This window comes from Erwinia aphidicola (genome assembly GCF_024169515.1).
In the GTDB taxonomy this organism is placed as follows: Bacteria; Pseudomonadota; Gammaproteobacteria; order Enterobacterales; family Enterobacteriaceae; genus Erwinia; species Erwinia aphidicola.
This window is the reverse complement of record NZ_JAMKCQ010000001.1, coordinates 475,938-499,265: the sequence shown is the minus strand read 5'-3', so window position 1 is coordinate 499,265 and position 23,328 is coordinate 475,938. Positions and strand designations below refer to the sequence as shown.

General features: G+C 58.9%; 16 protein-coding genes. 13 read left to right on the top strand and 3 right to left on the bottom strand.

Going from position 1 to position 23,328, the window contains the following annotated elements; translation table 11 throughout:
* The first annotated feature begins 194 nt into the window (after nt 1-194).
* Together glyA and J2Y91_RS02110 are read left to right on the top strand one after the other, a co-directional pair.
* A complete protein-coding gene (gene glyA / locus J2Y91_RS02115; RefSeq protein ID WP_133623052.1) occupies nt 195-1,448 on the top strand; it encodes a serine hydroxymethyltransferase in 1,254 nt (417 codons plus the stop codon).
* A 110-nt stretch (nt 1,449-1,558) separates the two neighbouring features.
* The gene (locus J2Y91_RS02110) at nt 1,559-2,695 is read left to right on the top strand and encodes a 3-phenylpropionate MFS transporter (RefSeq protein ID WP_133623053.1); all 1,137 of its coding nucleotides are present in this window, start codon (nt 1,559-1,561) and stop codon (nt 2,693-2,695) included.
* On the opposite strand, the gene csiE is transcribed toward J2Y91_RS02110, so the two are convergent.
* On the bottom strand, nt 2,696-3,961 hold the full coding sequence (gene csiE, locus J2Y91_RS02105) for a stationary phase inducible protein CsiE (protein ID WP_133623054.1): 1,266 nt from the start codon (nt 3,959-3,961) through the stop codon (nt 2,696-2,698).
* 135 nt (nt 3,962-4,096) lie between these two features.
* Between csiE and J2Y91_RS02100 the strand changes: the two genes are divergently transcribed.
* Nucleotides 4,097-4,741 (top strand): DUF1007 family protein, encoded by a 645-nt coding sequence (locus J2Y91_RS02100; RefSeq protein ID WP_133623055.1) that lies wholly within the window; start codon nt 4,097-4,099, stop codon nt 4,739-4,741.
* Nucleotides 4,732-5,736 (top strand): nickel/cobalt transporter, encoded by a 1,005-nt coding sequence (locus J2Y91_RS02095; protein ID WP_133623056.1) that lies wholly within the window; start codon nt 4,732-4,734, stop codon nt 5,734-5,736. Before J2Y91_RS02100 ends, J2Y91_RS02095 begins: the two co-directional genes overlap by 10 nt.
* 103 nt (nt 5,737-5,839) lie before the next feature.
* On the opposite strand, the gene suhB is transcribed toward J2Y91_RS02095, so the two are convergent.
* Nucleotides 5,840-6,643: an inositol-1-monophosphatase gene (suhB, locus tag J2Y91_RS02090; RefSeq protein WP_048915164.1), complete on the bottom strand. Its 804-nt coding sequence runs from the start codon at nt 6,641-6,643 to the stop codon at nt 5,840-5,842.
* A 152-nt stretch (nt 6,644-6,795) separates the two neighbouring features.
* On the opposite strand from suhB, the gene trmJ reads away from it, so the two are divergent.
* The 5 genes from trmJ to sseB all read left to right on the top strand — a co-directional run bounded on the left by trmJ (nt 6,796) and on the right by sseB (nt 11,913).
* Complete coding sequence (trmJ, locus tag J2Y91_RS02085) at nt 6,796-7,521, top strand: tRNA (cytosine(32)/uridine(32)-2'-O)-methyltransferase TrmJ (protein WP_133625027.1); 726 nt, start codon at nt 6,796-6,798, stop codon at nt 7,519-7,521.
* A 168-nt stretch (nt 7,522-7,689) separates the two neighbouring features.
* Entirely contained in the window at nt 7,690-8,187 is a 498-nt protein-coding gene (gene iscR, locus J2Y91_RS02080) for a Fe-S cluster assembly transcriptional regulator IscR (protein ID WP_048915166.1), read from the top strand.
* A gap of 137 nt (nt 8,188-8,324) precedes the next feature.
* Nucleotides 8,325-9,524, top strand: coding sequence for an IscS subfamily cysteine desulfurase (locus J2Y91_RS02075; RefSeq protein ID WP_133623057.1), 1,200 nt, complete (start codon nt 8,325-8,327; stop codon nt 9,522-9,524).
* Nucleotides 9,525-9,730: 206 nt separating this feature from the next.
* Nucleotides 9,731-11,020, top strand: a complete 1,290-nt coding sequence (pepB, locus tag J2Y91_RS02070; protein ID WP_133623058.1) for an aminopeptidase PepB — start codon at nt 9,731-9,733, stop codon at nt 11,018-11,020.
* Between the two features lie 113 nt (nt 11,021-11,133).
* A complete protein-coding gene (sseB, locus tag J2Y91_RS02065; RefSeq protein WP_253536950.1) occupies nt 11,134-11,913 on the top strand; it encodes an enhanced serine sensitivity protein SseB in 780 nt (259 codons plus the stop codon).
* A gap of 87 nt (nt 11,914-12,000) precedes the next feature.
* Here the strand turns inward: sseB and sseA are convergent, their stop codons facing one another.
* Nucleotides 12,001-12,861 (bottom strand): 3-mercaptopyruvate sulfurtransferase, encoded by an 861-nt coding sequence (sseA, locus tag J2Y91_RS02060; protein WP_253536947.1) that lies wholly within the window; start codon nt 12,859-12,861, stop codon nt 12,001-12,003.
* 184 nt (nt 12,862-13,045) lie between these two features.
* On the opposite strand from sseA, the gene J2Y91_RS02055 reads away from it, so the two are divergent.
* From J2Y91_RS02055 to rlmN, 4 genes are all read left to right on the top strand, one after another.
* Nucleotides 13,046-19,006, top strand: a complete 5,961-nt coding sequence (locus J2Y91_RS02055; protein WP_253536944.1) for an alpha-2-macroglobulin family protein — start codon at nt 13,046-13,048, stop codon at nt 19,004-19,006.
* Nucleotides 19,003-21,318, top strand: coding sequence for a penicillin-binding protein 1C (gene pbpC / locus J2Y91_RS02050; protein WP_253536941.1), 2,316 nt, complete (start codon nt 19,003-19,005; stop codon nt 21,316-21,318). The genes J2Y91_RS02055 and pbpC overlap by 4 nt, the downstream gene beginning before the upstream one ends.
* Before the next feature lie 220 nt (nt 21,319-21,538).
* A complete protein-coding gene (gene ndk / locus J2Y91_RS02045; RefSeq protein WP_048915172.1) occupies nt 21,539-21,970 on the top strand; it encodes a nucleoside-diphosphate kinase in 432 nt (143 codons plus the stop codon).
* A 172-nt stretch (nt 21,971-22,142) separates the two neighbouring features.
* Nucleotides 22,143-23,312, top strand: coding sequence for a dual-specificity RNA methyltransferase RlmN (gene rlmN / locus J2Y91_RS02040; RefSeq protein WP_048915173.1), 1,170 nt, complete (start codon nt 22,143-22,145; stop codon nt 23,310-23,312).
* Nucleotides 23,313-23,328 lie beyond the last annotated feature (16 nt).

Genomic DNA, 23,328 nt, shown 5'->3' with positions numbered 1-23,328 from the left:
TGAAAAATCCGCAACAGGCAGATGAGGAAAACTCCGCTGTCAGGAAATGACAAAAAGCGTAACAAACCCTTGCCAGACAGCAAGCCAATCGTTTGCGTAAAAAGGCAGTCTTGACGCTATTCAACAGGGTGCTAAACAGTTTAAACTGTTGCCCATCATTTATTGTTGATAGTCAGTCGAGTCAGGAGATGCAGATGTTAAAGCGTGAAATGAACATTGCCGATTACGATGCCGAGTTGTGGCAGGCGATGGAGCAGGAGAAAGTGCGTCAGGAAGAGCACATTGAGCTGATTGCTTCAGAAAACTACACCAGCCCACGCGTGATGCAGGCTCAGGGATCGCAGCTGACCAACAAATACGCTGAAGGCTATCCGGGCAAGCGCTACTACGGTGGCTGCGAGTACGTGGATATCGTTGAGCAGTTGGCTATTGACCGTGCCAAAGCGCTGTTCGGGGCTGACTATGCCAACGTCCAGCCGCACTCCGGTTCCCAGGCTAACTTCGCGGTCTACACCGCGCTGCTGCAGCCGGGCGACACCATTCTGGGGATGAACCTGGCACACGGTGGCCACCTGACTCACGGTTCCCCGGTTAACCTGTCTGGCAAACTGTACAACGTGATCCCTTACGGCATCGACGAAACCGGCAAAATTGACTATAACGAGCTGGCCGAACTGGCGCAGAAGCATAAGCCGAAAATGATCGTGGGCGGTTTCTCTGCCTACTCTGGCGTGTGCGACTGGGCAAAAATGCGTGAAATCGCTGACACCGTTGGCGCTTACCTGTTTGTTGATATGGCGCACGTTGCCGGTCTGATTGCTGCGGACGTTTACCCTAACCCGGTTCCTCATGCGCACATCGTGACGTCCACCACTCACAAAACCCTGGCGGGTCCACGTGGTGGCCTGATCCTGGCGCAGGGCGGTGACGAAGATCTGTATAAGAAGCTGAACTCTGCTGTCTTCCCTGGCGGCCAGGGCGGCCCGCTGATGCATGTGATTGCCGGTAAGGCCGTCGCGTTCAAAGAAGCGATGGAACCTGAGTTTAAAACCTACCAGCAGCAGGTCGCGAAAAACGCCAAAGCGATGGTGGAAGTGTTCCTGGCACGCGGTTACAACGTGGTTTCCGGCGGTACGCATAACCACCTGTTCCTGCTGGACCTGGTTGACAAGAACCTGACCGGTAAAGAAGCGGACGCCGCGCTGGGCCGTGCCAACATCACCGTTAACAAAAACAGCGTGCCGAACGATCCGAAAAGCCCGTTCGTCACCTCCGGTATCCGCATCGGCTCCCCGGCTGTGACGCGCCGCGGCTTCAAAGAAGCGGAAGTGCGCGAGCTGGCCGGCTGGATCAGCGATATTCTCGATAATATCAATGATGAAGGCGTGAGCGAGCGCGTGAAGAAGCAGGTGCTGGAAATGTGTGCACGCTTCCCGGTTTACGCCTGATAACTTCTCGATTTTGAGAGCGTTATGACAATAACGGGACACGAAAGTGTCCCGTTATTTTTTTGTCCGCAGCAACGGTGTACATTAGCCTCCACTTTGTCGGAGGGAAAATGACGATACGCTCCACCTACTGGCTTGGATTAAGCTACTTCACCTACTTTTTCGCCTATGGTGTCTATCTGCCTTTCTGGGGGGTATGGCTGAAAGAGAGTGGCCTGGCACCCGAAAAAATCGGTCTGCTGCTCGGCTGCGGCATGATTGCCCGCTTTGCTGGCAGCCTGCTCATCGCTTCCCGCGTCACCAATCCTTCCCGCCTGGTCAGTGCGCTACGCCTGCTGGCATCGCTGACGCTGCTGTTTGCGCTGGGCTTCTGGCTGGGGGCCGAGTGGCTGTGGCTGCTGCTGGTGATGGTCGGCTTTAACCTGTTCTTCTCGCCGCTGGTGCCGCTGAGCGATGCGCTGGCCGCCACCTGGCAGCGGCAGATCGCGCTGCCCTATGGCCCGGTCAGGCTGTGGGGATCGCTGGCGTTTGTCATCAGCTCCGCGTTAACCGGCGTGCTGGTCAATATCTTCTCTTATCACGCCATTCTGCTGCTGCTGTGCGCGGGCTGTATCGCGATGCTCGGCGGCATGATGCTGCGCCCGGCGGTCATGCCACTGGGTGCGCAGAAGCAGCTAAGCCATGCGGGCTGGGCGCAGTGGAAGCAGATGCTGAGTGAGAATGCCGTCTGGCGCTTCCTGCTGTGCGTGACGCTGATGCAGGGAGCGCATGCCGCCTATTATGGCTTCAGCGCGATCTACTGGCAGGAAGCGGGCTATTCGTCGAGCGTGATTGGCTATCTGTGGTCGCTGGGGGTGGTGGCTGAGGTGGTGGTGTTCGCTTCCAGCAACCGTCTGTTCCGCCGCTGGCGCGCGCGCGACCTGCTGCTGCTCTCGGGCATTTGCGCCATCGTGCGCTGGAGTTTGCTGGCTTCCTCCACCGAACTGGGCTGGCTGATCCTCGCACAGATCCTGCACTGCGGCAGCTTCACCGTCTGCCACCTCGCGGCAATGCGCTTTATCGCGGCGCGGGAAGGGGGCGAGGTGATCCGCCTGCAGTCGGTGTACTCGGCGCTGGCGATGGGCGGCGGAATTGCCCTGATGACGATGGTGTGCGGCGTGCTGTTCCAGCATCTGCAGGGCGGGGTGTTCTGGGTGATGGCGCTGCTGGTGGTGCCGGCACTGTTCCTGCGGCCGAAAGTGGCCTGATTATGACTCCAGCAGCGCGCGGATACTGTGCTGCTGGTGTTCGCCCAACGGCAGCTCGGCGTGGATCAGCGGCGGTGAGTAGAGCGGCAGCGGCGTGGCATAAGGGGTGATCACCAGCGCAATGCCTTTTGGCGCGCTGTGGCGCTGGAAGTCGGCGACATCCTGATATTTGATAGTCAGCGGCAGCAGCGTCAGCTCGCGCAGCTGCTGTTCTACCTGACGCTCCAGATCGCGGTCATGGCCGGTGAGCAGCAGCACCTGTTTCTCCTGCAGCGCGCTCTCCTGCATCAGCCATGCGCCAAAGATAATCGCAATCAGCCCCATCTCCTCATCGGAAAACTGCAGCCCGTAGTGCTGCTCAAAGTCGGCTATCGCTTCACGCGTGGTGCGCAACAGGCGCGGATACTGCTGCGCCACATCATCCACCAGCGAGTGATCGATGCCGATAGCAAAATGCGTGCGTTCCACCGCCTGGGCCAGATGGGTGTAGAGCTGCGCGCTGAGCCCGGCCTCGTTGCTGAAGCGCATGCCGGAAAGCGCCTGGAAGCGCTGAATAAGCTGTTCAACCGCCTGCAGCAGCTGCCACTCGTTTTCCCGCTGGCAGTGCTCAGGTAGCGGAATATGCAGCTGGCTGAACATTAAGGCCAGCAGCGCCGGGTCGCCGGGCATGGGCTGATAACCGCGCTTCTGCCAGCAGTGGACAATATTTTCGGCCAGCGGGTACTCTCTCTTTTCGCGCAGCCACCGCTGCTGCTGGGGGGTAAAGTCTGTCGGGCAGCGGTGTGCGAGTGAATACTGAAAAACCAGCTGTAAAAAAGAGCCGTCGCGCCCGCTGAAATCGCGCGCGAGGTAGAGCGCACAGTGCTGAACCAGCGCGCTGAGATTATGTTCGTCGTACAGGGCTTTATCGACCGTGATGGCCTGCAGCTGGCGGCGCAGCGCGCTGGCAAAATAGCCGTGGGCGAAGTCGGGTGACAGCCGCAGCGTGCGGCGCAGGCTATGCAGCAGGCACAGCCGCTGGTCGAGCTGCGTCCCCTGGATGCGCAACCTTTGGCCGTCCTGCTCAATGGCAAGACGGTGATAACGCTGGATTTCCAGCGCGACCTCCGCTATATCTTGCCGGGCAATGGCAGGATCAACTGCGTTCAGCTGACAAACCGACTCCAGCGTGACAATGGGTTCAGGAAGGCAGAGCATCAAAAGCAGGTGACAGCGGCGCTGCGGACTGGAGAGGACAGAAATTTCTGGTGAGTATGCACTCATCATCTGCGATTCCAGTGACAATTGATTGCGCTAAGAATAGCCCGCGCCGCGCGGTTTGTGACAAATCCGCGCGCTTTTATTCAGAGCTTTTAAGACAGGTCACAAAATTAATCGACAAACGGTGCTGTGGGGTTTAATTTGTTACGTTATAACACTTTGAAGGCTGGCCTGCTGTGGCTGGCTGCAGGATTTTCGCCCGCTGTTTTGGCACATCCGCACAGCTTTATCGCTATGCAGACCACGCTGGTCCATCAGGGTGACCAGCTCACCGGGCTGAAAATGCGCTGGGTGATGGATGAAATTACCTCGGCCGACCTGCTGTATGACGCCGGTGAGGCAAAGCCCGACTCGGTGGTGTGGAAAAAGCTGGCGGCGGAAGTGATGGCGAACGTGCTTGGCCAGCACTATTTCAGCGAGTTCTGGCACCAGAAACAGCCGGTAAAGTTTGATAATCTGCCGCCGGAATACCATCTGTCACGGCAGGGACATAAAGCGGTGCTGGAGTTTATCCTGCCGCTGGCGCATCCGCAGCCGCTGAAAGGCCAGCGCTATCTCTTTTCGACTTTTGACCCAACGTACTTTGTAGATATGTATTACGACTCCGAAAAATCACTGATCGTCCCGCCCGAGCTGGCTGCACAGTGCAGGTTCCAGCTGCAAACCCCGCAGCCGGATGCCTCCATGCAGGCTTACGCACTGTCGCTGGATAAAGCCGATGCCCCGGCGGAAGAGATGGACCTCGGCCGTCAGTTTGCCCAGACGGTGACTTTGATATGCCAGTAAACATGCTCAGGGCGCAAGCACACGGCAGCTGGCGGGCATGGCCGCTGTATCTGCTGACGCTAATCGTCATCGCTACGGGCCTGCTGGTGTGGCACTTCTGGCCGCAGATCCTGTTGCAGAGCATTCTGTGGCAGAAAAGCCTGCATCAACAGATGACCGCGCTGCTGCAGCAGGTCGCCAGCCATCCACATCAGGCAGGGCTGGCGCTGATGGGCTTTAGCCTGCTGTACGGCGTGCTGCACGCCCTCGGCCCCGGGCACGGTAAAGTGGTGATTGCCACCTTTCTCGCTACCCATCCCACTAAACTGAAAACCAGCCTGCAGTTGACGCTGGCGGCCGCGGTGGTACAGGGGGCGGTGGCGATCCTGCTGGTCACGGTGATGCTGGTGGTGCTGCAACTCTCCTCGCGCCAGCTGCATCTCAGCAGCGACTGGCTGGAGAAGGGCAGCTATCTGCTGGTGAGCGGGCTGGGCTTATGGCTGTGCTGGCGCGCAGGTAAAAAGTTATGGGCCGCACTAAAACCAGCAAGGCGAGGGTTGAGCATCAGGCGTATTGTCACGGCGGATCATCAGCACAGTGAGCAGTGTGGCTGCGGCCATCAGCACGTGCCGGATAGCGCGATGCTGGCGCAGGCGGTGGGCTGGAAAACCAAAGCGGCGGTGGTGCTGTCGATGGGGCTGCGCCCGTGTTCCGGGGCGATCATGATGCTGCTGTTTGCCAAAGTGATTGGGGTTTATGCCTGGGGGGTGTTATCCGCCATTGTGATGGCGCTGGGAACGGCGCTGACGGTGTCGGCGATGGCGCTGGTGGTGCAGATGTCACGCGCGCTGGCGCTGCGTCTGAGCAAAGGCGCTTCCGCGCAGGGATGGCAGACGGTGGCGGTCAATTCGCTGGCGCTGCTGGGGGGCGTGTTGCTGGTCATGGCGGGGGTAATGCTGTGGCTGAGTGCGCAGCCTGCGATATCCGGCGGGATTCGCCCGATGTTTTTACGCTGATCCGATATTAAAAAAGGGTTGACCAGAAAAGCGGTCAACCCCTGTAGGGGCCGATCATTTTTTTCGATCGGCCCGTTCAGGAATGCCAGGGCAACGATAGCAATTAACGCTTCAGCGCTTCGCTCAGTTCGTCGCGCATATTCGCCAGCATCGCTTTCACCACGCGCGGATTGCCCGCCACGATGTTGCCAGACAGCATATAGCCGTGCCCGCCGGTGAAGTCAGTCACCAGGCTACCCGCTTCACGCACCAGCAGTTCACCGGCAGCGAAATCCCATGGCTTCAGGCCAATCTCGAAGTAACCATCTACGCGACCGGCGGCAACGTAGGCAAGATCCAGCGCAGCAGAACCGGTGCGACGGAAGTCTGCACACTGGGTGAACAGTTTGCCAACGATGTTGATGTAAGGGGTTGCGTGCTGCTTCAGCTTGAACGGGAAACCGGTCGCCAGGATGGTGCCATCCAGATCGCGAGCGCTGCCGCCGCGCAGACGGTAGCCGTTGAGCTGAGCGCCCTGACCGCGTACGGCGCTGAACAGTTCATTACGCATTGGGTCGTAAACCACGGCGACTTCGGTGCGGCCTTTGATGCGCACGGCGATAGAAACACAGAAGTGTGGCAGGCGTTTGATGTAGTTGGTGGTGCCATCCAGTGGATCGATAACCCATTGTACATCCTGGTCTTCGCCCGGCAGTTCACCGCTCTCTTCTGAGATGATGGTGTGCTGTGGGTAAGATTTGCGGATCACTTCAATAATCTGGCGTTCCGCTTCACGGTCAACATTGGTCACGAAGTCGTTGCTGCCCTTCTGGGTGGCTTCGACGGAGTCCGGGGTTTCATAGTGCTTAGCAATTACGTTTCCGGCCTTGCGCGCAGCGCGCACGGCAATGTTGAGCATTGGATGCATATAAGTTTCGTCTCACTGGATGTTAAAGAACGGTATATCATTTAATCTGATATAAAACGGCGCGTAGTATAGCAGGGCATAACGGCAAATGTCCTGAAAATATGTTAGCATCTTCAAATTATCTCTCAGACCGCGAGCAGACCCCAATCCTTATGCTGCAAAATATCCGAATTGTGCTGGTTGAAACCTCTCACACTGGCAACATGGGCTCCGTGGCCCGTGCCATGAAAACCATGGGCTTAACCAACCTTTATCTGGTCAACCCGCTGGTAAAACCGGACTCGCAGGCCATTGCGCTCGCCGCCGGTGCCAGCGATGTGATTGGCGATGCCAAAATTGTTGATACCTTTGATGAAGCTATTGCCGGCTGTAGCTTGGTCGTCGGCACCAGCGCCCGTTCGCGTTCGCTGCCGTGGCCGATGCTTGACCCGCGTGAATGCGGGCTGAAAAGCGTCGCAGAGGGCCAGCAGGCGCCGGTAGCGCTGGTGTTTGGCCGCGAGCGCGTTGGGCTGACCAATGAAGAGCTGCAGAAGTGTCACTACCACGTCGCGATTGCCGCGAACCCGGACTACAGCTCGCTCAACCTGGCGATGGCCGTGCAGGTTATCACCTATGAGGTGCGCATGGCGTACCTGCAGTCGCTGGAAACGGAGCAGACCGAGGCCGTCGAGTCGCCCTATCCGCTGGTTGATGACCTTGAGCGCTTCTATCAGCATATGGAAAAGATGATGATCGGCAGCGGCTTTATCCGCGAAGCCAGCCCGGGCCAGGTGATGAGCAAAATGCGCCGTCTGTTTACCCGCGCCCGCCCGGAGCGTGACGAGCTGAATATCCTGCGCGGAATGCTCTCATCCATCGAGAAGAAGCAGGGCGAGTAAGGGGAGAGTGGCGATGAAAATAACAGCATAATACTTGAGTGAATTACTTGGTTAAATAGTTGACTGTTTTAGTAGGTTAAATACTTGACCAATTTAGTCAGGAATGTCAGACTTGCGTCCATAATTTGTTAACGCCCATCCAGGGTTACAACCGAGGTCGTTTACGCCATGAGACTGACATCCAAAGGCCGTTATGCTGTTACCGCTATGCTCGACGTTGCACTGCACTCTCACGAAGGCCCGGTGCCTTTAGCGGATATTTCAGAGCGTCAGGGCATCTCCCTCTCTTATCTTGAGCAGCTGTTCTCCCGTCTGCGCAAGAACGGTCTGGTGGCAAGCGTACGGGGTCCGGGCGGTGGTTATCTGCTGGGTAAAGCCTCCGATGCTATCGCTGTGGGTGCGGTGATCACCGCCGTTGACGAATCGGTTGATGCCACCAAGTGCCAGGGCAAAGAAGGCTGCCAGGGCGGAGAACGCTGCCTGACTCACGTCCTGTGGCGTGACCTGAGCGAGCGCATCAGCGACTTCCTCAACAACATCACGCTGGCTGAACTGGTTAACAACCAGGAGATCCTGGATGTGGCTGACCGCCAGAACAGCAATGAAATCCGTCGTGCGCCAAATGGCCGTATGCAGGAAACAATTAACGTCAATCTGCGCGCCTGATCGCAGCCCGGGTGAGGTTCTTTCTCGCCACCGGAGATAAATAAAAGGCCTGCCGGGCCTTTTATTCATTTCTGCAGCCGTCAGAATTTCAGGGCGCAGCAGGACGGAGACCACAACCTCCCGGAGCCTAATCAGCAATGAAATTACCGATTTATCTGGATTATTCTGCCACCACGCCAGCCGATCCCCGCGTGGCGGCCAAGATGATGCAGTTCCTGACAATGGACGGCACCTTCGGCAATCCGGCTTCCCGTTCACACCGTTTTGGCTGGCAGTCTGAAGAGGCGGTGGATATCGCCCGTAACCAGATTGCTGAGCTGGTTGGCGCTGACCCGCGTGAAATCGTCTTTACCTCCGGCGCGACCGAAGCCAACAACCTGGCCATTAAAGGCGCTGCCACCTTCCATCAGGAAAAAGGCCGCCACATCGTTACCTGCACCACCGAACACAAAGCCGTGCTCGATACCTGCGCGCAGCTGGAGCGTGAAGGCTTCAGCGTGACCTATCTCGACCCGCAGGCCGATGGTACTCTGGATCTTAAACAGCTGCAGGCTGCCCTGCGCGATGACACCGTGCTGGTATCGATCATGCACGTGAATAACGAGATCGGCGTGGTGCAGGATATCGCCACCATTGGCGACCTGTGCCGCGAACGCGGGATTATCTTCCACGTTGATGCCACCCAGAGCGTCGGTAAGCTGCCAATCGATCTCAGCCAGTTGAACGTCGATCTGATGTCGTTCTCCGCCCATAAAATCTACGGCCCAAAAGGGATCGGCGCGCTGTACGTTAGCCGCAAGCCGCGCGTGCGTCTCGAAGCACAGATCCACGGTGGCGGGCACGAGCGCGGCATGCGTTCCGGCACGCTGCCGGTGCATCAGATTGTTGGCATGGGCGAAGCCTATCGCATTGCCAGAGAAGAGATGAGCGTTGAGATGGCGCGCCTCGGCGCACTGCGCAGCCGCCTGTGGGCCGGGCTGAACCGCATTGAGCAGGTGCAGCTTAACGGCTCGCTGGAGCACGGCGCGGCCAATATTCTTAACGTCGGCTTCCGCTACGTTGACGGTGAGTCGCTGATCATGGCGCTGAAAGATCTGGCGGTATCGACCGGTTCGGCCTGCACCTCCGCCAGCATGGAACCCTCTTACGTGCTGCGCGCAATTGGCCTGGATGACGAACTCGCGCACAGCTCCATCCGCTTCTCGCTTGGCCGCTTCACCAGCGAAGAAGAAGTGGATTACGCTATTGCGCTGGTGCAGAAGTCTATCGCCCGCCTGCGTGAGCTGTCGCCGGAGTGGAAAGCCTTTAAAACCAACGGTGTCGCGCAGAGCAGCTAAACTGACTTATTGTGACGCAGAGAGCGGGCCGGAAATTTTCTGGCCCGTTTTGCATTGGTGCCGCCGCTCAGAGCACCTGACGAAAACATCCCTGACATATTTCTGTTAGTCTGACTCATCAAATTCGAATAGCATCCGTCTGCGCGACAGATCGCAGAGGCCGGGCAGACCCGGTCCACAAGACAAAAATGGTAAGGAGCCATGCGATGACCACCCCGATGAACATTACCCTGTCCACGGCAGCAGCCGACCCACGCTGGGGCGAAAAAGCCACCCTCAGCAGCAATGACGCGGGCATGACAATCCACCTGACCGGCAGCGATCCGCTGGTCACCATCCAGCGCGCGGCGCGTAAGCTTGACGGCCAGGGCATTCGCCACGTCAGCCTGAGCGGCGACGGCTGGGATCTGGAAAGCAGCTGGGCATTCTGGCAGGGCTATAAAAGCCCGAAAGGCGAGCGCGAAGTGCAGTGGGCTGCGCTGAGCGAGGCTGACCAGAAAGAGCTGAACAGCCGCCTGAAGGCGATTGACTGGGTGCGCGACACCATTAACCTGCCGGCGGAAGAGCTCGGCCCGGAGCAGCTGGCCACGCGCGCCATCGATCTGCTGTGCGCCGTTGCCTGCGACGACGTCAGCTACCGCATTATTAAAGGCGACGATCTCAAAGCGCAAAAGTATATGGGTCTGCACACGGTTGGCCGGGGTTCCACGCGTAGCCCGGTACTGCTGACGCTGGATTACAACCCGGGCGGCAGCGATGACACCCCGGTTTATGCCTGCCTGGTGGGTAAAGGCATCACCTTTGATACCGGCGGCTACAGCCTGAAGCAGAGCGCCTTTATGGACTCGATGAAGTCCGACATGGGCGGTGCCGCCACCCTGACCGGCGCCCTGGCGCTGGCTATCAGCCGCGGTCTAAAAAAGCGCGTGAAGCTGATCCTGTGCTGCGCGGACAATATGGTTAGCGGCAATGCCTTTAAGCTGGGCGATATCATTCACTACCGCAATGGCAAAACCGTTGAAGTGATGAACACCGATGCCGAAGGTCGCCTGGTGCTCGCCGATGGTCTGATCGACGCCAGCGCCTTAACGCCTGAGCTGATCATTGATGCCGCTACGCTGACCGGCGCGGCGAAAACGGCACTGGGTAACGACTATCACGCGCTGTTCAGCTTCGACGATGCGCTGTCTGACTCCCTGATGAGCAGTGCAAAAGGGGAGAACGAGCCGTTCTGGCGCCTGCCGCTGGCTGAGTTCCACCGCAGCCATCTGCCGTCAAACTTCGCCGATCTGAATAACATCGCCAGCCCCGCGCACTCGGCCGGTGCCAGCACTGCGGCGGCTTTCCTGTCGCACTTTGTCACTGACTATAAGCAGGGCTGGCTGCACATCGACTGCTCCGCGACCTACCGCAAAGGCGCAGTGGACCAGTGGTCCGCCGGTGCTACCGGGCTGGGCGTGCGCACCGTCGCTAATCTGCTGTTAAGCCGGGCGTAATTAAAAGGGCCGATCGAAAAAGAGGATCGGCCCCTACGGATTGCAATTATCTGGTTATTGTAGGGGCGGACCCTCTTTTTCGGTCCGCCCGCTTCTTATTCTGGAATATCTCAATGAACGATCTTAATTCGCGCCTGGAAGAAGTGCTGAAACTGGCCGCTACGGAACCGGCGCACCGCCCGGAGTTTTTCTCGCTGCTGCTGGATGCCAGCGTGGTGGTGCCGGGGGAAAGTGCGCAATCCGGGCAGGCGATTGATGCCAGCACGCCGGTGGATCTGCAGCACTGGGAAAAAGAGGACGGCACCAGCATTATCCCGTTCTTTACGTCAGCAGAAGCGCTGGAGCAGGCCGTCAGCGGTGAGCAGGCTTACCTGGTGATGCCGGTGCGTACCCTGTTTGAAATGACCCTCGGAGAGGCGCTGTTCCTCAATCCGAAATTGCCGACCGGCAAAGAGTTTTCACCGCGCGAAATCGCCCATCTGCTGGGTGATGACAGTAATGCGCTGAGCCAGCAGACGGTGCTTGAGGGCGGCACGGCGCTGCTGCTGTCGGAGATCGCTGAGCCGCCAGCACAGATGGTGGATTCGCTGACCCAGCTGTTTGCCAAATACAAGTCAGTGCGCCGCGCCTATCTCGCGCATATCAAAGAGCGTGCGGATCAGCCGGCGAACCTGCTGATTGGTATTGAAGCCGATGGCGACGTCGGGGCGATTATTCAGGCGGCGGGCAGCGTGGCAACGGATACGCTGCTGGAAGATGAACCGATTGATATCTGTCACGTGGTAGAAGGGGAGAAGGGCATCAGCCACTTCTTTATTGCCCATATCACCCCGTTTTACGAGCGGCGCTGGGGCAGTTTCCTGCGTGATTTTAAAGTGAAGAATATCGATTGAAATACGGGGATGTTGCGGGCGAACCGAAAAAGAGGGTCCGCCCCTACGAGTAGGGGTCGATCCTCTTTTTCAATCGACCCGCTCCGGTCAGCCCTGAATTGAATCATTCACCCGCGGCAGATCCTGGCGCGTGCCCCATTCGCCCCAGGAACCGTCATACAGCGCTACGTTTTTCACGCCCAGGCTGGTCAGTGCCAGAATCACCACGACCGCCGTTACCCCGGAACCACAGCTGGCTATCACCGGCTGCGACAGATCCACCCCCTGCTGGCTGAAAATCTCACCCAGCTCTTGCGTCGGTTTTAAGCGTCCTTCGCTCACCAGTGAGTTCCACGGTACGTTCAGGCTGCCCGGAATTCTGCCACGCAGCAGGCCAGGGCGCGGCTCGTCCACTTCACCGTGGAAACGATTGGCGGCGCGGGCGTCAACGATCTGCGCGCCACCTTCATGGCTGACCAGCAGAACATCGGTGATGCGCTTAATCTCGCCTTCACCCGGTGCCACTTCAAACTCGCCTTCCGGCAGTTCAACCGCACCGCTGGCCAGCGGCAGCTCTGCCTGCTTCCAGCCTGCCAGGCCTCCGGCGAGAATCGACACCTGAGAGACGCCGAAATAGCGCAGCATCCACCAGGCGCGCGGGGCGGAAAACAGATTGCCCTCATCGTAGACCACCAGATGTTTATCGCTGTTCACGCCCAGCTCACGCATCGCCACGGCGAAGGTTTCACCGCGCGGCATCATATGTGGGTAGGGGCTGGTGTGGTCGGACAGCGCTTCAATATCAAAAAGCGGCGCATCCGGCAGGTGTGCTGCCCGGTACTCAGCGCTGAGGTCGCGGGTTTTCTCCTGGCCTGGCGGCAACATGCGCGCATCCAGAATCTGCACATTGTCATCATCGAGATGCTCCGCCAGCCAGTCAGCGGAAACAAACAGAGAAAGAGTCGTCATAGCGGCCTCGCAGTCAGTCAAAATATGAAGCTGAGTTTCAGCCATTTCATGCGCTATCACAAGGGTAAATCACTGCATTCAGAGCAGGCGCTCAAATCCGGCAAAATGTTGCTGTCGCAGATAGATATTGCACGGATAAACAATTACTCTTTGACCAGTTTTGTTACACGGAAGGTTCTCACCGATGGATGTGCTCAAGTTTCTGCTCCGCCTGCCTTTTATCCTGGTCAATGCGCTGTGCTGGCTGATCTGCCTGCTGCTGCGTTTACTGGGGCGAATTTTGCGCCCGCTGCTGGGCGAGGTTAACTGGCGCGCTCCCGTCTGGGTTGCCCCGCTGAAAAACGGCTTCCAGCGGCTGGAGCAGGGCGTGAACCGCCATCCTAAAGCCATTACCGCCAGCCTGCTGCTGCTGGTGGCGATGGCTGCTGCGGCCTTCTATGGCTGGCACGAGTGGCAGAACCGGCCAAAACCCATTGAGGTTGCGCCGCTGGCCGTTCAGCATAGCCAGGTCAGCGCCGTCGACCCCTCTGCCGTGGATTACAGCCAGGCAAAACCCGCAGTGCAAACCCTCACGCTGCGCTTTAATCAGTCGGTGGCCCCGGTCACGCGGGTGGGCAAAACCGTCACTGACGGCATAACCCTGAAACCGGCCCTGAAGGGCGGCTGGCAGTGGCAGAATGCCTGGACGCTGACCTTTACCCCAGAGCAGCCGCTGCCACTGGGCGCGGGCTACGATGTCACCCTCAAACCGGAAACCCTGCTGGCGCCCCAGATCCGCATCGATAAAACGGACTACCACTTCAGCACCCCGGCCTTCGACTATCAGGTGGCTTCTACCGAGTATTATCAGGATCCGCAGGACAGCAGCCAGCACAGCGCCATCTTCAATATTAAATTTAACGCGCCTGCCGATGTGCAGAGCGTGGAGAAACAGCTGTCGCTCGGGCTGACCAGTGCCAAAGGTCAATCTGAGCAGCCGCTAAAATTCAGCGTCACCTGGGATGAAAAGAAACTGAACGCCTGGGTGCGCTCTGCGCCGCTGCAGCCGATGGATCACGGTGGCTTTGTGCATCTCAAGGTTAACGGCAGCGTGAAGTCCTCGCATCCCGGCAATGACGCCGGGCGCAAAGCTGAAGCCTGGGTGACGGTGCCGAACCTCTACAGCCTGAGCGTCAGCGATATCAGCGCGATGGTGGTCGATAAAGCGGGCAGCCAGGGCGAGCGCGCGCTGATCCTCTCCTTTAGCGATGCGGTGCGCGATAGCGATATTAATAAAGCGGTTCGGGTGTGGCTGCTGCCGCAGCACGATCCGCGCCATCCTGATGAGGAAGAGACGGACTGGGATCAGCAGGAGGTCGATCAGGCGGTTATCAACCAATCAGCCCGGCTGCCGCTCAGCCTGAACGATACGGAAGAGAGCTATCAGCCGCAGTTCAGCTTTAAATTTGATGCCCCGGCGCACCGTTGGCTGCTGGTGGAAGTTAATGCCGCCATGACCTCCAGCGGCGGCTACAAAATGCCGGAAAAAGTCTGGCGCGTGGTGCAGGTGCCGGACTATCCGCAGCTGCTGCGCTTCGCCGCCGAGGGATCCCTGCTGTCCGTGAAGGGGGATAAGCGCATCAGCGTGGCCGCGCGCAACGTGCCGGGCCTGCGGGTTGATATCAAACGCGTGATCCCCAGCCAGCTACAGCACATCGTTTCGTTCAAAAGTCGTGAATTCGCTTCGGCCGATTTCAATCGTCTGAACGATGAATACTTTACCGAGCACTTCCGCTACCAGACGGCGGTCAATAATAGTCACCCGGGGGAGGTGAGCTATCAGGGCGTTGATCTGTCGCGCTACCTCTCGACTGACGCCAAATCGCATCGCGGCATTTTCCTGCTGACCTTATCGCAGTGGACACCGGGTCAGAAGGATCAGCAACCTGCAGAAGATGAGTACCAGGAGGAGGACGCTGCCGCAGAGAGTGTGGGTGATTCACGCTTTGTGGTGGTGACCGATCTGGGCATTATTGCCAAGCGCTCGCAGGATAAGACTCGCGATCTGTTCGTGCAGTCGATAGGCAGCGGCGAGCCGGTTGCGGGCGCGCAGGTATCGGTGGTGGCGAAAAACGGTGAGAAGATAATGAGCCGCGTCACCGGCAGTGATGGTCACGTCAGCTTCCCGTCGCTGGAGGTTTACACCAACGAGCGCCAGCCGGTGATGTTCCTGGTGGAAAAAGAGGGGGATGTCTCCTTCCTGCCGACCGGGCGCGACAACGATCGCGGCCTCGATTTTTCCCGCTTTGACGTCTACGGTGATGCCACGCCTGACGACAAGCGCACGCTCAGCAGCTATCTGTTTTCTGACCGCGGCGTTTACCGCCCTGGCGATACCTTTAATATCGGCCTGATTACCCGTGCCGCCGACTGGGCCGTCCTGGTGACGGGGGTGCCCGTGCGGGCAGAAATTCATGACCCACGCGACAAGCTGATGCGCACCGTGCCGCTGACGCTGACGGCGAGCGGCTTCAACGAGCTGAGCTTTACCACGGCAGAAAACGCGCCGACCGGCGAATGGAATATCTACCTCTATCTGCCGGGCAAGGATGAAGACTCTACGCGCCTGCTTGGCAGCACCTCGGTCAACGTCAAAGAGTTCGAGCCGGACCCGCTGAAGGTTAAGCTGACGCTGACGCCAGACCAGCAGCAGGGCTGGGTGAAGCCGGACCAACTGAAGGCCAGTATCGACGTGCAGAATCTGTTTGGTACCCCGGCGCAGAAGCTGCGCGTGGCGTCAAAACTGACTCTGCGCCCGGTCTATCCGGCCTTCGATCGCTATGCCGATTACGCCTTCTATGAAGCGCGATCCGCCAGCGACGGCTATGAGACCGAGCTGGAAGAGAGCACCACCGATGACAAAGGCCAGGCGGCCATCAAGCTCGATCTCAGCGCATGGGGCGAGTCAACTTATCAGCTGCAGCTGCTGTCCGAAGCCTTTGTCGCGGGCAGCGGTCGCTCGGTGGCTGCGACCGCCCGCACGCTGGTCTCGCCATATGATTATTTGATCGGCGCGAAGGCCGATGGCGACCTGGGTTATATCCGTCAGAATGCGCTACGCAACGTTAACCTGATCGCCATTAATCCGGCGCTGGATACCATTGCGCTCAGCGGCCTGAAGCTGCAGCTGCTGCAGCAGAAATATCTGTCGGTGCTGACGCGACAGGAATCCGGCGTGTATAAATACCAGTCGAAGCTGAAAGAGATCCCGGTTTCTGAGATCGCGCTCGATCTGCCTGCCAGCGGCCATAGCCTGGCGCTGGCGACCGACAAGCCCGGCGACTACGTGCTGGTGGTGCAGGATGCGAAAGGGGAAGTGCTCAACCGCATCGCCTATAGCGTGGCAGGGGAAGCGAACCTGACGCGCTCGCTGGATCGCAATGCCGAGCTGAAGATGAAGCTGGATCGTGCCCTGTATCTGCCAGGTGATGAGATCGAAGTGGCGATCAGTGCGCCATACACCGGCAGTGGGCTAATCACCATCGAGAAAGACCGTGTCTACAGCTGGCAGTGGTTCCATACCACCACCACTAACTCGGTGCAGAAGATCCGCATTCCGTCTGAGCTGGAAGGTAACGCCTATATCAACGTGCAGTTTGTGCGTGATATCAACTCCGACGAGATCTTTATGAGCCCGCTGAGCTATGGCGTGATGCCGTTCAAAATCAGCAATGCGGCGCGCAAAAACACCCTGACCCTGACCAGCCCTGAGTTGCTGAAGCCGGGGCAGGACCTGACCATTGATGTCAAAACCGATGGCCCACAGCAGGTGGCGGTGTTTGCGGTGGATGAAGGGATCCTGCAGGTGGCGCGCTATCGCCTGACCGATCCGCTCGACTACTTCTTCCGCAAGCGCGAACTGAGCGTGGAAAGCTCACAGATCCTCGACCTGATCCTGCCGGAGTTCAGCAAACTGATGTCGCTGACCTCCGCACCAGGCGGTGACGGGGCGGAAGGGATGGATCTGCACCTCAACCCGTTCAAGCGCAAGCGTGATAAACCGGTGGCTTACTGGTCCGGGATCGCCGAAGTCAACGGCATCAGGCAGTTTACCTATCCGCTGCCGGACTACTTCAATGGCAAAATCCGCGTGATGGCGATTTCGGTGACGCCGGATAAAATCGGTAAAGCGCAGACCGCCACTACCGTGCGTGATGACTTTATCCTGACGCCGAACGTGCCGTCGATGGTGGCGCCGGGCGATGAGTTTGACGTCAGCGTTGGGGTGAGCAACAACCTTAACGGCCAGAGCGCAGAGCCGCTGCCGATTGCGGTTCAGCTTACGCCACCGCCGCAGCTGGAAGTGGTCGGCAGCGCGCAGCAGTCGCTGAGCCTGGCCGCCAAACATGAAGGCATGGTGAGTTTCCGCCTGCGGGCCAAAGCCGAACTGGGCGATGCACCGCTGCAGTTCAGCGCCAGCTTCGGCGACAAAACCAGCCGCCGCACCATCAGCACCTCGGTACGCCCGGCGATGCCGTTCCGCATCCAGACGGTGATGGGGCGCATGAACGGCAGCAGCCAGCAGGTCGACAACCTGCGCCAGATGTTTGGCGCTTACGCCCAGCGTCAGGCCGCAGTGTCGAACTCGCCGCTGGTGCTGACCCGTGGATTAGCCAGCTATCTGGCTGACTACCCGTACTACTGCTCCGAACAGATTGTCAGCCAGTCGATCCCGCTGCTGTTGCAGAGCGAGCACCCGGAACTGCGCGGCGCGCTGGATGCAGATAAAGTGCGTCAGCAGCTGAAGGGCATTCTCGACGTGCTGCGCTCACGCCAGAACGCTGACGGCGGAATTGGTCTGTGGATGGCTTCACCGCAGGTCGACCCGTTTGTGACGCCATACGTGGTGCAGTATCTGCTGGAAGCCCGCGCTGCAGGTTATCCGCTGCCCAACGGGATGCTGGATGAGGCTAACGTGGCGCTGCGCACTCTGGCGGCCAGCGGTTATGAAGATCTCTATCACCTGCGTCTGCGTGCCTGGGCGGTCTATCTGCTGACGCGCCAGGGCGAAATCACGACCAGCGCGCTGGCCTCCGTTCAGGAGACGCTGCAAAAACGCTTCCCGCAGAGCTGGAGCAGCGATCTTAGCGCGCTCTACCTGGCCTCGTCGTGGAAGTTACTGAAAGCCGATGAGGAAGCCAACCGCCTGCTGCAGCCGACCTGGCAGGCGCTGAGCAAATCCTGGGATAACAGCTGGTGGACCAATAACTACTACGATCCGCTGGTGACGGACGCCACGCGGCTGTATCTGATTACCCGCCACTTCCCGGAGAGCATCTCCGCCGTGCCGCCGCAGGTGCTGGAAAATATGGTGCAGGCGCTGCGTGAACAGCGCTACACCACCTTCTCTGCCGCGATGAGCATTCTGGCGCTGGAGAGCTACTCCGCACAGGTGGCGCAGCAGAACGATCCGGCCGCGCTGAGCATTAGCCAGCAGGCCCGCGGCAGTAAAGTACCGCAGCTGATCTCCACGCTGCAGGGCCGCTTTGCGCAGGGGCAGTTCACTGCGGCGGCCAGCGCCGTGCAGTTCAGTAATCAGGGCGATGCACCGGCCTGGTACGTGGTTACACAGGCAGGTTACGATCTGGCTGCACCGCAGCAGGCGGTGGCGAAAGGGCTGGAGATTAGCCGGGATTACACCGATGCCGCAGGCAAAGAGGTCAGCAAGGTGACGCTGGGGCAGACGATTAACGTACGCCTCAAGATCCGCGCCAATGCAAACCAGGCGCTGAGTAACCTGGCGATAGTCGACCTGCTGCCGGGCGGTTTTGAGGTGGTGCAGCAAACGCCACCCGCGCCGGAAAACGACGCTGAAGAGCCGTCGGAGGAAGCCTCTTCCACCTGGCAGTCTCCGCTGGCGGCCAATGGCTCCACCTGGTCGCCGGACTACAGCGATATTCGCGAAGACCGGGTCATTATTTACGGCAGCGCGACGAAAGATCTGCAGGAGTTTGTCTACCAGATCAAAGCCACCAACACCGGCAGCTTCACCATCCCGCCGGCCTATGGTGAAGCGATGTACGATCGCGACATTCAGGCGATGTCGGCGGCGCAGGGGAAAATCGAGGTGGTGGCGGCTGAAGCAGCGTCTGCAGCGTCACGATGAAACGCCTGCTGCAAAATCTGGCAGCAGCGCTGGGACTCCTGGCGCTGCTGCTGATCGGTTTTCGTCTGTGGCCACACCCGCCGCTTTCGCAGGGCATCCCGCTTTCTACCGCCTGGTATGATCGCCACGGCACGCTGCTGCGCCTCTCGCTAGCCAGCGACGACCGCTATCGACAGTGGACGCCGCTGGAGCAGGTTTCTCCGCTGGCAGTACGTGGGCTGCTGCTGCATGAGGACCGCTGGTTCTGGGTCAACCCCGGTTTTAATCCCCTGAGTCTGGTGCGCGGTTTCTGGCGCAGCTATGTGGCGGGCGGGCGGCTTCAGGGCGGCTCCACCATCACCATGCAGCTGGCGCGTATGCACTGGCAGCTCAATACCCGTTCGCCCGGCGGCAAGCTGCTGCAGGTGCTGCGCGCCGTGCAGCTCGAGCTGAGCTACTCCAAACACGATATCCTCGAAGCGTATCTCAACGCCGCGCCCTATGGCCGCAACATCGAAAGCATCGGCGCCGCCAGCCTGATCTATTTTGCTAAACCGCCGTCTCAGCTGACGCTGGCCGAAGCCCTGACCCTGGCGGTATTGCCGCAGTCGCCGAGCCTGCGCATCAATCCGCGCAGTGATGAAGTCAGCCCGCCGCTGATGCAGGCCCGCAACCGCCTGTTCCAGCGCTGGCAGCAGCATTATGCGACGGATGCCAGCCAGCGAGCGCTGTTCAGCCTGCCGCTGGCGCTGCGCCAGCCGCAGGATCTGCCGTTTATCGCGCCGCATTTTATTGAGCAACTGCAAAACGGCGAACGTCTGCCGCGCGTCGACACCACGCTCGATGCCGGGCTGCAGCGGCTGGTGGAGCAGCAGGTGCGGGCGTTTATCCGCCGCAATCAGAGCCGCGGCATTCATAACAGCGCGGTACTGCTGGTGGATACGCGTGATATGGGAGTACGTGCGCTGGTCGGCTCGGCGGATTATTACAACCGGCAGATTCAGGGGCAGGTTAACGGCACCACCGCCAAACGTTCTCCGGGCTCGGCACTGAAGCCGTTTATCTACGCGCTGGGCATGGAGCAGGGCGTACTGCACCCGATGACGGTGCTGAAGGACGTGCCATCATCATTTGGCAGCTATGCGCCCGAGAATTTTGACCGCCGCTTTCTCGGCCCGGTCACCGCCACCGATGCACTGAACTTCAGCCGCAATATTCCGGCGGTGGCTATCGCCTCGCAGCTGCGCCAGCCCAGCTTCTATCAGTTCCTGCAGCTGGCCGGCGTCAGCAATATGGCGAGTGAAAAACATTATGGTCTTTCGCTGGTGCTCGGCGGCGGGGAAGTGACGGCGCAGGAGCTGGCTAAGCTGTACGCGATGCTGGCAAACCGTGGCGAACTGCGCGACCTGCGCATGCGCGAGCAGGCGCCTGTGCCGCCAGCCTTCCGCCTGCTGAGTGAAGAGGCCAGCTTTATGACGCTGGATATTCTGCGCCAGCACCGTCGCCCGGGTGACACCCTGGCACAGCGGCCCTCGTCGCTGCCGGTGTACTGGAAAACCGGCACTTCCTGGGGATTCCGCGATGCGTGGAGCGTCGGGATTTTCGGTCCGTACGTGCTGGTGGTGTGGCAGGGTAATTTTGCCGGGCAGGGCAATGAGGCCTTTGTTGGGGTGGAAGCGGCCGCACCGCTGTTTTTCAATATCATCGACAGCGTGGTGGCGAGCTACCCACAGCTGAAAGAGCCGCAGCACCGTTTCCCGCCGCAGCTAAAAAGGGTGGAGATCTGCCTGCCGAGCGGCAACCTGCCGACGCAGTGGTGCCAGCAGCGCGGGCGCAGCTGGTTTATTCCCGGCAAATCGCCGATCAAAGTCGACACGGTTTACCGCCCGCTGCGCATCGATAATCACAGCGGCGAGGTGGCCTGCGCGCCGTGGGATCCGCAGCAGACCCGCGTTGAGGTGTTTGAGTTCTGGCCCTCTGACCTGGCGAACGTTTTCGCGCTGGCAGGGTTACCGAAACGCCAGCCGCCCGCTACGCAGTGCCAGCAGGGCGCCGTGGGGGGCGACGCGCCGCGCATCACCTCGCCGCAGAAAAACATCACCTATACGCTGCGCCAGTCGCAGCAGGGGCGTGACAAAATCAGCTTCAGCGCGGTGACGGATGCCGACAGCAGCAGCGTCTACTGGTTTATCGACGATATCTTCCTCGGCAGCAGTGCCAGCAAAGTGCCGCTCGACTGGCGGCCAACAAGGCCGGGTAGATACCGGGTCCGTGCGGTGGACGATCGCGGGCGCGCCGACAGCCGTTTGATTCATGTCGAATTAATTCGTTAATTTCAGACAGAACCCTGGCCGCAATCATGGTCATCATCCGCCGCGCTGCGTAAAATAGCGCCAGCTGGGGCAAAATTCCCGCGAGGGTGGTCGAGTTTTTCAATAAATTATTGAATCTCCGATAGGCATCCATCGCGATGCCCCCTATAATCTGCGGCCATTTTCCCGGCCGGGAACACCGTTTTCGCGGCTACACTCGAAAGATAAGACAGGGGTCAACATGACTATTGAGCGTACATTCTCCATCGTAAAACCTAACGCTGTGGCAAAAAACGTGATCGGCGCAATCTTCAACCGTTTTGAAAGCGCTGGCTTCAAAATCGTTGGCAGCAAAATGCTGCACCTGAGCAAAGAGCAGGCTGAAGGTTTCTACGCTGAGCACCAGGGTAAGCCATTCTTCGATGGTCTGGTTGAATTCATGACCTCTGGTCCGGTAGTGGTTTCTGTACTGGAAGGCGAAAATGCCGTACAGCGTCACCGTGACCTGATGGGCGCAACTAACCCAGCTAACGCACTGGCTGGTACCCTGCGTGCAGACTACGCGGACAGCTTCACCGAGAACGCGACCCACGGTTCAGATTCTGCTGAATCTGCTGCCCGTGAAATCGCTTACTTCTTCGGCGAAAACGAAGTGTGCCCGCGCACCCGTTAATTCGGCTGCCTGGCCTGCAGCAGGGTTTACAAATTAATTCGCTATAGTGCTTTAACCCTGTGAAGGTCATGAGTACAATAATGCGCCCCGGGAGTTCGCTCTCCGGGGCGCTTCTATTTTATTCACTTCAAACCCAGCGCCATAACGTGTAACAACGAGGCCAGAGAATATTATGTCCGAACTTATTGTGACTCCGTCGTCCGCTTCACCTGCCGTCGTAACGCCAAAAAAAGAGAAAATTAACCTGCTCGATCTTAATCGTCAGCAGATGCGTGAGTTTTTTGCCAGCATGGGTGAAAAACCGTTTCGTGCCGATCAGGTGATGAAGTGGATCTATCACTACTGCTGTGATGACTTCGACGAGATGACCGACATCAACAAGGTCTTCCGTAACCGGCTGAAGGAAGTCGCGGAAATCCGCGCGCCGGAAGTGGCTGAAGAGCAGCGCTCCTCCGATGGCACCATCAAGTGGGCTATCCAGGTCGGCGGCCAGCAGGTTGAAACTGTCTATATTCCAGAAAAAGATCGCGCCACCCTGTGTGTCTCTTCCCAGGTGGGCTGTGCGCTGGAGTGCAAATTCTGTTCCACCGCGCAGCAGGGCTTTAACCGCAACCTGCGCGTATCGGAAATTATCGGTCAGGTGTGGCGCGCGGCGAAGATTATCGGCGCGGCCAAAGTTACCGGCCAGCGCCCGATCACCAACGTGGTGATGATGGGGATGGGCGAGCCGCTGCTGAACCTGAACAACGTGGTTCCGGCGATGGAAATTATGCTGGACGATTTCGGTTTTGGCCTGTCGAAACGCCGCGTAACCCTCTCCACCTCCGGTGTGGTTCCGGCGCTGGATAAACTCGGCGATATGATTGACGTGGCGCTGGCGATTTCACTGCACGCGCCAAATGACACAATTCGTGACGAAATTGTGCCAATCAATAAAAAGTACAATATTGAGACCTTCCTGGCCGCGGTCAGCCGCTACATTGGCAAGTCAAATGCCAACCAGGGGCGTGTGACCATTGAGTACGTGATGCTTGACCACATCAATGACAGCACGGATAACGCTCATGAACTGGCCGCGCTGCTGAAAAATACACCCTGTAAGATCAACCTGATCCCATGGAACCCCTTCCCAAGCGCACCCTATGGTCGTAGTTCGAACAGTCGCATCGATCGCTTCTCTAAAGTGTTGATGGATTACGGTTTTACTACTATTGTGCGTAAGACCCGCGGCGATGATATCGATGCCGCCTGCGGCCAGCTGGCCGGGGAAGTGATCGACCGCACCAAGCGCACGCTGAAAAAGAAAATGGCCGGTGAAGCCATCTCTGTGAAGGCGATCTGAAACCCGGTGTTTTCCT

Coding starts and splice junctions, on each gene's coding strand:
- glyA (WP_133623052.1), top strand. CDS start 195: ATGTTAAAGCGTGAAATGAACATTGCCGATTACGATGCCGAGTTGTGG.
- J2Y91_RS02110 (WP_133623053.1), top strand. CDS start 1,559: ATGACGATACGCTCCACCTACTGGCTTGGATTAAGCTACTTCACCTAC.
- csiE (WP_133623054.1), bottom strand. CDS start 3,961: ATGATGAGTGCATACTCACCAGAAATTTCTGTCCTCTCCAGTCCGCAG.
- J2Y91_RS02095 (WP_133623056.1), top strand. CDS start 4,732: ATGCCAGTAAACATGCTCAGGGCGCAAGCACACGGCAGCTGGCGGGCA.
- suhB (WP_048915164.1), bottom strand. CDS start 6,643: ATGCATCCAATGCTCAACATTGCCGTGCGCGCTGCGCGCAAGGCCGGA.
- trmJ (WP_133625027.1), top strand. CDS start 6,796: ATGCTGCAAAATATCCGAATTGTGCTGGTTGAAACCTCTCACACTGGC.
- iscR (WP_048915166.1), top strand. CDS start 7,690: ATGAGACTGACATCCAAAGGCCGTTATGCTGTTACCGCTATGCTCGAC.
- J2Y91_RS02075 (WP_133623057.1), top strand. CDS start 8,325: ATGAAATTACCGATTTATCTGGATTATTCTGCCACCACGCCAGCCGAT.
- pepB (WP_133623058.1), top strand. CDS start 9,731: ATGACCACCCCGATGAACATTACCCTGTCCACGGCAGCAGCCGACCCA.
- sseB (WP_253536950.1), top strand. CDS start 11,134: ATGAACGATCTTAATTCGCGCCTGGAAGAAGTGCTGAAACTGGCCGCT.
- sseA (WP_253536947.1), bottom strand. CDS start 12,861: ATGACGACTCTTTCTCTGTTTGTTTCCGCTGACTGGCTGGCGGAGCAT.
- J2Y91_RS02055 (WP_253536944.1), top strand. CDS start 13,046: ATGGATGTGCTCAAGTTTCTGCTCCGCCTGCCTTTTATCCTGGTCAAT.
- pbpC (WP_253536941.1), top strand. CDS start 19,003: ATGAAACGCCTGCTGCAAAATCTGGCAGCAGCGCTGGGACTCCTGGCG.
- ndk (WP_048915172.1), top strand. CDS start 21,539: ATGACTATTGAGCGTACATTCTCCATCGTAAAACCTAACGCTGTGGCA.
- rlmN (WP_048915173.1), top strand. CDS start 22,143: ATGTCCGAACTTATTGTGACTCCGTCGTCCGCTTCACCTGCCGTCGTA.